Source organism: Cryptosporangium phraense (assembly GCF_006912135.1).
Lineage (GTDB): Bacteria > Actinomycetota > Actinomycetes > Mycobacteriales > Cryptosporangiaceae > Cryptosporangium > Cryptosporangium phraense.
Window position 1 is genome coordinate 56,640 of record NZ_VIRS01000038.1, and the last position, 8,634, is coordinate 65,273.

Sequence of the window (8,634 nt, forward strand, 5' to 3'; positions counted from 1 at the left end):
GACTCGTCGGTTACTTTAGGGAGCACTTCGAGGGGAGAGCACCCGATGGATTTCGAGCCGAGCGCCAAAGCGCACGAGTACATCGACCGCCTGACCGCCTTCATGGACTCGCACGTCTACCCCGCCGAACCCGTCTACGAGACCCAGCGGGCCGAGCTGATCGCGGCCGGGCAGCCGCACGAGGTGCCGCCGATCGTCCAGGACCTGAAGCGCGAGGCTCGCTCCCGCGGGCTGTGGAATCTGTTCCTGCCGTCCGAGTCGGGCCTCACCCAGCTCGAATACGCGCCGCTGGCCGAGATCACCGGCCGCTCGCCCCAGCTGGCCCCCGAGGCGATCAACTGCGCCGCGCCGGACACCGGCAACATGGAGCTCCTGCATCTGTTCGGCACCGACGAGCAGAAGAAGACCTGGCTGGAGCCGCTGCTGGCCGGCGAGATCCGCAGCTGCTTCGGCATGACCGAGCCGGACGTCGCCAGCTCGGACGCCCGCAACATCAGCACCCGGGTCGAGCGCGACGGCGACGACTACGTCATCAACGGCCGGAAGTGGTGGACCAGCGGTGCGGCCGACCCGCGGTGCAAGGTCATGATCCTGATGGGCAAGACCGATCCGGACGGTCCGACCTACGCCCAGCAGTCGATGGTGCTGGTCCCGATGGACACGCCCGGCCTGGAGGTCGTCCGCGACCTGTCGGTCTTCGGCTACCACGACCAGCACGGCCACTGCGAGATCCGGCTGACCGACGTCCGGGTGCCGGTCTCCAACCGGCTCGGCGAGGAGAACAGCGCTTTCGCGCTGGCCCAGCAGCGTCTGGGCCCGGGCCGGATCCACCACTGCATGCGCGCGATCGGCATGGCCGAGAGGGCTCTGGACGCGATGTGCCGACGCGCCGTCTCGCGGGTGACGTTCGGCAAGGAGCTGGCCCGGCAGGGCGTCGTCCAGCAGTGGATCGCCGAGTCCCGGATGGCGATCGAGCAGGCCCGCCTGCTGACGCTCAAGACCGCCTGGCTGATCGACCAGAAGGGCTTCCAGGCCGCGCGCACCGAGGTCGCGGCGATCAAGGTCGTCGTTCCGCAGATGGCCGTCGCGGTGCTCGACAAGGCGATCCAGGTGCACGGCGGCGGCGGCGTGAGCGGCGACTTCCCGCTCGCCCGCTCGTACGCCGGCCTGCGGACGCTGCGCCTGGCCGACGGCCCGGACGAGGTGCACATCATGTCGGTCGCGCGGACCGAGCTAGCTCCCTACCTGGGCAAGTGAGGCTTTCCGCGGCGTCGCGCCGGGAACAGCTGCTGTCGGTCGCGATCGACGAGTTCGGGCGGCGCGGCTTCCATCTCACCCAGATGGAGCACGTCGCCGCCGCGGCCGGGGTTTCGAAGGCCCTGCTCTACCAGCACTTCGAGTCGAAAGAGGAGCTGTTCGCGGCGGTCACGGGGGCCATCGTCGAAGGGCTGTCGGCCCAGCTTCACGCGGCGACGAACCCGGGCGACCCCGGGCTCGACCGGATGCGGGTCCTGGCGAAGACCCTCTTCGACTTCGCCACCCACCAGCCCAGCGCCTGGGCGGTGATCATCCGGCACTTCGACAAGCCCGAGGTCGGCGACGAGCTGCGCGGCCTGCGCGACGACCTGGGCGCGATCATCGCCGACCTGATGCTGCTCAACCGGCGGAACAACCCGACCCGGCTGGCCCGGGCCGAGCCGGTGGTCACGCTGCTGGCGCCGATGGTGACCGGCGGGATGATGTCGCTGATCTCCTGGTGGCTCGACCATCCCGAGGTGAGCCGGGAGCGCGCCGAGTCGATGGCCGTCGAATTCATCTGGCTGGGCCTGGAACGCATCCGGGCCGGGGAACACCTGACGTCGAACTGAGCAGCGGACCGGTCGTCGACCCTCCCCTTCGACGCCCGGTCCGCGCTCGCCCCCGTCCCCCCGGTCCGACCGCAGCGACGACGGCCGCCCTCCGCGCCCCCTCCCCCACCGAGGGTGGCCGTCGCCTTCGCGCCGGATCGGACATCCCTATTGCAGCCGACGGACGACCAGCCGCCACCGAAGAATTTCGGGATTACGCGGGCCGGGATTTCGCCGTGCGCTCGAGCAGCGGGAAATCCAACACCATCACCGAGTTCGTCCGGGTGCGCACGGCCTTGGCCTCGACCAGACGGGTGAGCAGCGTGCTCAGGCGCCGCTCGGTGACCCCGACGATCGCCGCCCAGTCCGCTTGCGACAGCGGCACCGGGATCACGACGACGCCGTTCTCGAGCCGGCCGAAGTCCAGGGCCATGTCGCGGATCGCCCGGGCCAGGCGCACGGCACCGGTCCCGCGGGCGTACTCCAGCCGCCGCCGGGTGGACAGCCCCATCTTGTCGATCACCGCGGCGTCGACGGCCGCGTGCACTTCGGGCCGCTGACGCAGGAACTCGCGGTATTCGGACGCGGCGAGCACGACGGCCTCCACCGGACCGGCCGCGATGACCGACGCCGTCCGGAGCCGCCCGGTGGACGCCCCGAACTCGCCGAGCAGGTCACCCCGCCCCCGCACGGCGACCAGTGCGACCTCGCCGTCCGGCCCGTCGACGAGCACCTTCACGTAGCCGGAGCGCACCAGGTAGACGTCGTCCGAGCGGTCGCCGATCGTCATCAGACGGGTGCCGGAGCGGAGCTCGGCGTGGCGTCCGCGGGCCTCGAGAAGGCGCATGGTGTCGGCCGGGACCGTCTCGTACAGACCGCGTCGCACCGGGTCGCGCTCCCGCCAGGACACGTCGATCATCGGACCACAACGGATGGACGAGCCGGAACCCCCGAACGGGCCACGAATCAGGCGGGGCGCTCGCGCTGGTCGACGTACGTCCAGGACGAACCGGGAGTGGACTTCATCGTCCCACCTCCTGATCGGGCGACAGGGGTGCGATCGAGGGTGAGGCCGCCTGACTTGAAGGTCAATAGTGACGCTCGACACAGGACGGCCGGGGCACCCGAGGCGCCCCGGCCGTTGACCTACGAGAGGGTCAGCCGATCTTGTCGCTGGCCTTGCCGGTCGCGCTGCCCGCGTCCGAGGCCGCCTTCTTCACGGACGTCCGAGCGGCCTTGACCTGCGACTTGGCGGTCTTGGCCTGCTCCACGGCCTCCTGCGTCGCCGGGTCCTTGCGGATGTTGCCGACCAGCTTCTCGCCGCGGTCGGCGAAGTCCGAGTAGGTGTCGGTGACGCGGCTGCTGACGTCGACATAGGTCTCGTTGACGCGGCCCTGCAGGCCGTTGAACGACGTCCGCAGCGTCTGCGGCAGCGCGCGCAGCGCGCCGACGACCTGGCCCTGGTAGCGGGGCAGGGCCCGGAGCTGCGCCACCGCGTAGTCGGCGGCGCCGACGTAGGCGTAGAGCCCGCGGCGGGCGTCCGGGAGAGCGAACTTGACGTCGCCCTTGGCTTCGACGGTGTTTCCGGTCTTGGTGGCCTGGGTCTTGGCGGTAGCCATGACGGTTCCTCCGAGTTAGACGTTGTCTCCGGCGGCGTTCTCACGCCGGAACGAGTGGTAGATCTCGAGCAGGATCTGCTTCTGGCGGTCGGTCAGGTACTCGTCCGACTCGATGGCGGACGCGGCCGGCCCCGGGGCGGCGTCAGTGAATTCTTTTCGACCGACCTTTTGGGAGCTCGGCCGACCTCCGAACGGACTGGAGGTTGAAAAGAGTTCATCGCGCACCCCGTCCGTGCTCTCGAGGAGCCCCGCGTGCACGTAGAGCGTCTCGGCCGAGATTCGCAGCGCCTTGGCGATCTGCTGCAGGATCTCGGCCGACGGCTTGCGGAGCCCACGCTCGATCTGGCTGAGGTACGGGTTGCTGATGCCGGCCTGCTTGGCCAGCTGACGGAGCGAGATCTGCGAGCCCGCCCGCTGCTCACGGATGAACTCGCCGAGCGTCCGGACCGCGTCCTGCGGCGACTTGAGCGGGGTCATGAGCCTCGCCCCCTTCACCGCGCCGATCCGCCCCGACGTCAGCCACGCTACCCGGAGCGTTAGCTACCAGCAAGCACCTGGCTAGCGCTGGGCCGTGGCGTCGCCCACACTGAGCGCGACCAGCACCTCACGGGCGACTTGGTCGGCCATCCGGAACGGGGCCGCGTTGGTGCGGGGGCGGGCGAACGCGGCCGCACCGCGCGAACTCGTGTACCAGCCGATCGCGAACCGGCGCGGGTGCTCGTCACCGGCCGCGTCGATCACCCGGTACTGCCTGCTCGTGCGCAGGCGCCCGGTCGAGACGCCGTCGACGACCTCCTCGACGCCCCGGCCGGTGGCCAGCAGGTCGCGCAGCAGGTCGTCGGCGGTGGCCACGATCGTCGGCCGGGGCAGGCGCGCCTCGATCAGGGCGTCGGCCTCGACCGTGCCCGGCACCGCCGGTGAGCAGGCCCGGAAGCGGCCGTCGGCGGCCTCGATACGCAGGTCCGGCCCGATGAAGTGGACGATTCCCGCCCGGGACAGCGCGAGCAGCTGGTCGAGCCGGAACGCCGGCGGGCCGCTGGCGAAGAAGCTGAAGAAGCCGTGCCACCAGGCGTCGAGCTCCTCGACCTGGCTCCGGCCGGTGAGTCGGCCGACCACCCGGGGCAATTGCCCGTAGACCGACAGCAGGGCCAGGAACGCGCCTAGATCGGCACTGAACGCCTGATCGTTCCGCCGGTCGACGTCCGCCTTGATGTAGGTACGGAGGGCGTTCTGCACCTCGTCGTCGTCGGCGAAGTGCGTGCCGGAGAACGGACGGTCGAGCCGGTCGAGGTCGAGGCGGTCCGCCTCGGCCGGAACGGCCGCGGCCACCAGCTCGACGCGCGCGTCGCTGTACCAGGGAACCTCGGCGTAGGCGGCGGCGAAGGTGGACCAGTCCTGCGTGGTGCGGTCGGGGTGACCGGTGAAGAGCTCGTGGTAGTAACCCCAGCCGATCTCCTTGGCGACCAGCGGCCAGACGTCGCGGCGGAACTCCAGCGGGCCGTCGGGGAGGGAGTCGAGCTGGTCGGGACCGAAGAATTTCGGGAAGGGGGGCGGACCGGCGACCAGCCGGTAGCCGGTCTTGGCGTGGTACGGCACGCCCCGGCCGGAGCCGACGTGCAAGCGCGGCTCGCGGCCACTCGGCCGGTAGGTGCCGTCGGGGAGGAACTCGCCGCCGCGGCCCTCGGTGAGCAGCACGACCAGGTCGACGAACGCCAGCCCGAGCCCGCGGACGAGCACGTCGCCGTGGATCGCCTCCAGGTCGAGGTCGGCCGTGTAGGCCGGTGGTACGTAGGTGAGTCCGTTGGCCCGCGCGTACTCGGCCAGCCGCGCGCTCTCGCCGGTCGGCCGGGCGTCCAGATGGCCGAGGGCGAGGACGACGACGTCGGCCGTGATCGGGGTTCCGCTCTCCAGGTGGACGGTCTGACGACCGTCCGGTCGGTCCTCGAGGCGGGTCGCCCGATCGGTCAGAACGTCAATGCGGACGTTCGGCGGAGCCGCCGAACGCACGCGATCGAAGACCCAGGAGAGATAGCCGCTCTGGACGCGCCGGCTGACGAACGAGCGACCTTCGACGTCGGGCGTGCCGGTCTCATCGGCCCACTCGTGGAGGGCGGGACCGGCGGCGAGCGGACCGTCGACCAGGACGGTCTCGTCCGGGAACATCGTGACGTCCTCGGCCATCGAGTTCATCAGGAGCAGCGGGGACTGGTCGGCCCGCCAGACCCGGCCCGCGCCGGGCGGGTGGGGATCGACCAGGGTGATGGCTAAGTCGCGGTCGCCGAGGAGTTCGGGGGCGCTGGCGACGAGGCGCTCGAGCATGCCGGTTGCGCCGGGCCCGGCGCCTACGATGACGAGGTCCATTACACCCCCTAATTCCTACGGGCATAGTAGGCAGGGAACTTGCCGGTCAGCCACACGGAGGTTTCTGATGCCTGTTGAGTTCCTCGGTATCGGCGCGACTAACGACGGCTCCGAGACCCACCCGCGCAGCGGTCCGGTCTTCGACAAGCAGTACACGCTGGAGGCGGCCCGCGCCCACGAAGACAGCGGCTGGGACCGCGTTCTGTACGCCTACGGATCCTCGTCACCCGATCCGGGCCAGGCCGCCGCCTTCGTGGCGTCGAAGCTCGATCGGTTGCAGCTCCTGCTCGCGCACCGGCCCAACGTCTCGTACCCGACGTTCGCGGCCAAGGAGTTCGCGACGCTCGACCAGATCAGCGACGGCCGGCTGACCGTGCATTTCATCACCGGAGGGAGCGACCAGGAGCAGCGGCGCGAGGGTGACACGCTGACCAAGGACGAGCGCTACAGCCGGACCCGCGAGTACATCCAGATCGTCAAACGGGCCTGGACCGAGACCGAGCCGTTCGACCACCACGGCCAGCACTACCAATTCGACGACTTCTCGCTGGACGTCCGCCCGGTGCAGCAGCCGCGACCGCGGGTGTCGTTCGGAGGCTCGTCGGCGGCCGCGTACTCGGCCGGAGGCGCGGAAGCCGACATCTACGCGCTCTGGGGTGAGCCGCTGGCCTCGACGAAGGAGCAGATCGCGTCGGTGTACGCGGCCGCGCGGGCGGCGGGGCGGACGTCGATGCCGGTGCTGCAGGTCGCGTTCCGCCCGATTCTCGGTCCGACCGAATCCTCGGCCTGGGACAAGGCGGAAGCGATCGTCGATCGGATCGCCTCCCGGGGACCGTTCGTGCGGCGGCGGGTGCCGGGCGCTCCGCAGAACGCGGGCTCGCAGCGGCTGATCGCGATCGCCGAGCAGGGTGACCGGTTCGACCGCGCGCTGTGGACCCGCACGGCCGCCGTGACCGGCGGCGCCGGGAACTCGAACGCGCTGGTCGGGACGCCGGAGACGGTGGCCGCGGCGCTGCTGGACTACTACGACCTGGGCGTCCGCATCTTCTCGGCCCGGGGGTACGACACGATCGCCGATGCGGTCGAGTTCGGCGAGCAGGTCATTCCGCTGGTGCGGGCCGAAGTGGCCCGGCGGGAGAGGCTTGACCCTCACGCGGCGTGAGTCCTTAGCGTCGTCTCCATGAGTTGGTCGGTGGGGCAGGTCGCGGCGTCGTCGGGAATCACCGTGCGGACGCTGCACCACTACGAAGCGATCGGTCTGCTGGTGCCCCGGGGACGGACGTCTTCGGGTTATCGGCAGTACTCCTACGACGACCTCGAGCGCCTGCAGCGCATCCTCGCGTACCGGCGGCTCGGGTTCGGGCTGGAGGAGATCGCGGAGGTGCTGGAGTCCTCGGATCCGGTCGATCACCTGCGGCGACAGCATGCCGTCCTGACCGACCGGATCGAGGAACTGCAGCAGATGGTCACCGCGATCGAGAAGACGATGGAGGCGCGGAAGATGGGCGTTTCACTCACCCCGGCGGAGATGTTCGAGGTGTTCGGTTCGAGCGATCCGACGCAGTACGAGGACGAGGTCCGCGAGAGGTGGGGCGAGACCGAGGCGTACCGGCAGTCGCAGCAGCGGACCGGGCAGTACACGAAGGACGACTGGATCCGGATCCGCGACGAGGCGGCGGCGAACGTCGCGGTGTTCGAGGCATTGTTCCGGGCCGGGGAGCCAGCGACGTCGGTGGCCGCCATGGACGCCGCGGAGGAGCACCGGCAGCACATCTCAAGGTGGTTCTACGACTGCGGGTACGACATCCACCGGGGACTCGGGACGATGTACGTCGAGGACCCGCGGTTCACGGCGAACTACGACGCGGAGACGCCGGGGCTGGCCGCCTACCTTCGGGACGCGATTCACGCGAACGCCGATCGCTTTCAGAAGTAGTCGTCACGCCGTTGGTCAGGGCGGGCGGAGTTGTAGGAAGTTTGTCAGTATTTGAGACATGCAGTGGCGCCGAGACCTGTGGCTCGTTGTCCTCGCGATCGGTGCGGGGCTCTTCGTCGCGGGGGAGCGCATCCTCGCCGCGACCTATGAACCGGGGCTGGTGACGCCGGTACTGGTCATCGGCCTCGGGACCGCGCCGGCCGCGTTCTGGACCGTGTGCCGGTCCGTGCGGTTCGGGCTGCCCGGGTGGGTCGTGGGCGCGTCGGCTCTCGGCGGAGCCGTGCTCGGCGCGGTCTTCGCCGGGTTGCTCGACTACCCGTCGGTGGTGGCGCTGGGGTTGGTGGCGGCGCTGGCGGTGGCGCTGGTGAAGGTGTCGGTGACGCTGCTGGTGCCGTTGGCCGTGCTGTTCGCGGTGCCGTCGCGGAGGGCCGCGGACGGGTTGCTCGTCGGGGCGGCGGCGGGAGGTGGGTTCATCGCCGCGGAGACCGTGGCGTACCTGATCACCGCGTCGAGCGCCGTCGGCCCGGCGGCGCATTCGGCGCTGGTGAGGGGGCTGTTCGGGTCGGCTGCGTATTTGGCCTGGGGCGGGATCGCGGGGGTGGCCCTGTGGCTCGCGGCGGCGGAGCACTGGAGTGGGCGTGCGTTGCGCCGGTTCGGGCTCGCGGCGGTCGGGGTGGTGGGGTTGCATGGGTTGTGGGATGCGGATGGCGGGGTGCTGGGGCGGTTTGCGCTGACCGCCTTGAGTGTTCTGTTGCTGGCGTGGGTGATGCTGCGCACGGCGGCCCGCCGGGGGGTCCCTAGCCGGGTGCTACCTCGGCCGGGTGGGGCGGCGGGGCCGGCGGGGTCGGGTGGGGCGGCCGGGTCGGCGGGG

General features: G+C 70.6%; 9 protein-coding genes. 5 read left to right on the top strand and 4 right to left on the bottom strand.

Translation table 11 applies throughout. From position 1 onward, the window contains the following. Nucleotides 1–45: 45 nt before the first annotated feature. Both FL583_RS34195 and FL583_RS34200 read left to right on the top strand, forming a co-directional pair. The gene (locus tag FL583_RS34195; protein ID WP_142709024.1) at nucleotides 46–1,257 is read left to right on the top strand and encodes an acyl-CoA dehydrogenase family protein; all 1,212 of its coding nucleotides are present in this window, start codon (nucleotides 46–48) and stop codon (nucleotides 1,255–1,257) included. After that, nucleotides 1,254–1,868, top strand: coding sequence for a TetR/AcrR family transcriptional regulator (locus FL583_RS34200; RefSeq protein ID WP_142709025.1), 615 nt, complete (start codon nucleotides 1,254–1,256; stop codon nucleotides 1,866–1,868). The genes FL583_RS34195 and FL583_RS34200 overlap by 4 nt, the downstream gene beginning before the upstream one ends. Before the next feature lie 193 nt (nucleotides 1,869–2,061). Here the strand turns inward: FL583_RS34200 and FL583_RS34205 are convergent, their stop codons facing one another. The 4 genes from FL583_RS34205 to FL583_RS34220 form a co-directional block, all read right to left on the bottom strand. Next, nucleotides 2,062–2,766 (bottom strand): Crp/Fnr family transcriptional regulator, encoded by a 705-nt coding sequence (locus tag FL583_RS34205; protein WP_142709026.1) that lies wholly within the window; start codon nucleotides 2,764–2,766, stop codon nucleotides 2,062–2,064. Between the two features lie 238 nt (nucleotides 2,767–3,004). Beyond that, nucleotides 3,005–3,466, bottom strand: a complete 462-nt coding sequence (locus FL583_RS34210; protein WP_142709027.1) for a hypothetical protein — start codon at nucleotides 3,464–3,466, stop codon at nucleotides 3,005–3,007. 15 nt (nucleotides 3,467–3,481) lie between these two features. After that, nucleotides 3,482–3,943 (bottom strand): helix-turn-helix domain-containing protein, encoded by a 462-nt coding sequence (locus tag FL583_RS42615; RefSeq protein ID WP_142709028.1) that lies wholly within the window; start codon nucleotides 3,941–3,943, stop codon nucleotides 3,482–3,484. 81 nt (nucleotides 3,944–4,024) lie between these two features. Beyond that, nucleotides 4,025–5,827: an FAD/NAD(P)-binding protein gene (locus tag FL583_RS34220; RefSeq protein WP_142709029.1), complete on the bottom strand. Its 1,803-nt coding sequence runs from the start codon at nucleotides 5,825–5,827 to the stop codon at nucleotides 4,025–4,027. Nucleotides 5,828–5,894: 67 nt separating this feature from the next. Here FL583_RS34220 and FL583_RS34225 point away from each other — a divergent pair, with 67 nt between their 5' ends. From FL583_RS34225 to FL583_RS34235, 3 genes are all read left to right on the top strand, one after another. Next, nucleotides 5,895–6,989 (top strand): LLM class flavin-dependent oxidoreductase, encoded by a 1,095-nt coding sequence (locus FL583_RS34225; RefSeq protein WP_142709030.1) that lies wholly within the window; start codon nucleotides 5,895–5,897, stop codon nucleotides 6,987–6,989. 18 nt (nucleotides 6,990–7,007) lie between these two features. Further along, entirely contained in the window at nucleotides 7,008–7,763 is a 756-nt protein-coding gene (locus FL583_RS34230; protein ID WP_142709031.1) for a MerR family transcriptional regulator, read from the top strand. A gap of 58 nt (nucleotides 7,764–7,821) precedes the next feature. Continuing rightward, on the top strand, nucleotides 7,822–8,634 hold an 813-nt coding region (locus FL583_RS34235; RefSeq protein WP_142709032.1), incomplete at its 3' end, for a PrsW family glutamic-type intramembrane protease.